Below are 1198 nucleotides of genomic sequence, written 5' to 3'. Positions count from 1 at the left end.
GACATTTTGACCTGAACCCTCAGTGAGATTAATCTGTTATTCTATCAGGCCTTACACTAGAATGAAATAGCCCTGTCAAATGCTCCCTGAACCTCTCTCAATTTATATCTAGTCAGTCCTCGGTTAAAGTAAGCTTTAGCAAAAGCGCTATCGAGGCGAATTGCTGACTCAAAATCAGCTAGTGCTGCCAGGGAATTTTGCATTTGTAGGCGGATAGCACCTCGGTTAAAGTAAAATTGAGCTACATTAGGGTTGAGCAGCAGTGCCGAGTTGTAATCGGCGATCGCCCCAGTATAATCTTTTAAACGAGTCAGCATAAACCCCCGATTGCTGTAATACTTGGCTCGGTAAGGATCGAGTTCGATGGCTGTAGTTAAATCTTCGATCGCCGATTGCTTGTAGCCTAATTTGTAGCGGGTCACACCGCGATCGTTGTAAGCTGACGCGAATTGGGGATTAATGTTAATTGTGGCAGTAAAATTTTTAATAGCGCCGTGCAAGTCTTGTTGTTCGAGATTTTTTAAACCTTGAGTGTAAAACTTTTTGGTACTAACTTTTAAATTGGCCTCTTGTCGGGATTCAGCTTGCTCCCCCGAAAATACGCCGGCAATATTAGTGAATCCCAAAGATTCGATCGAATTAAAAATAGTTGTGACAACTAATTGGCTTGGGAGAAGGGGGATAGTAGGCATGGGAGGAGTGGTGTTCAACTGTATGCTCTTATTTTCCTCCATACTTCCGCTACTGACAGTGATATCCATACTCTCAGGAACGTGATAAGTTTGATGCGATTAGGTGATGTTGGGGCTTGAATTGTGTGATGAAAGTTGGGCTTAGTTAGTGATGCCGATCGCAATTAACGAAAATTGCGTCTATAACCCTTTAAATATAAGGCTTGTAGGCTAGAGAAGCGGTTTCTTGATTCCCATATTGAGCAGTTTATACCAGGATTGTTTGCAGGTATGCCCCTGGGGAAGCGATCGCAACTTGCTGCGGCAAGTATTACTTTGTAGCGATATTGCACTGGCAAATCCCGCTCAAACTTGCGGTCATTTTATACCAGGTTTTTAGGAAAAATATTAGTTTGGCAGCGAGGCATCTGTGCATCAACCGGGTTTCTACCTCAGGGTAAGAGCATCTCAATCAGGCTTGACACAAGCACTTGAGAATCTGCATCATATAGTCATCATTCATCGCC

At 43.2% G+C, this 1198-nt stretch carries 1 protein-coding gene; it reads right to left on the bottom strand.

What is annotated here, in order from left to right; translation table 11 throughout:
* Positions 1-56: 56 nt before the first annotated feature.
* Complete coding sequence (locus Q5691_RS27575) at positions 57-761, bottom strand: tetratricopeptide repeat protein (protein ID WP_333348423.1); 705 nt, start codon at positions 759-761, stop codon at positions 57-59.
* Positions 762-1198: the final 437 nt, after the last annotated feature.

The sequence above is a fragment of the Microcoleus sp. w1-18aA5 genome (genome assembly GCF_036701705.1).
In the GTDB taxonomy this organism is placed as follows: domain Bacteria; phylum Cyanobacteriota; class Cyanobacteriia; order Cyanobacteriales; family Microcoleaceae; genus Microcoleus.
The sequence above is the reverse complement of the archived record's forward strand: the minus strand, read 5'-3'. Positions and strand labels throughout refer to the sequence as shown.

What these genes read in the sequence shown, in the direction of transcription:
- Q5691_RS27575 (WP_333348423.1), bottom strand. Translation starts at nt 761, where the DNA reads ATGGATATCACTGTCAGTAGCGGAAGTATGGAGGAAAATAAGAGCATA.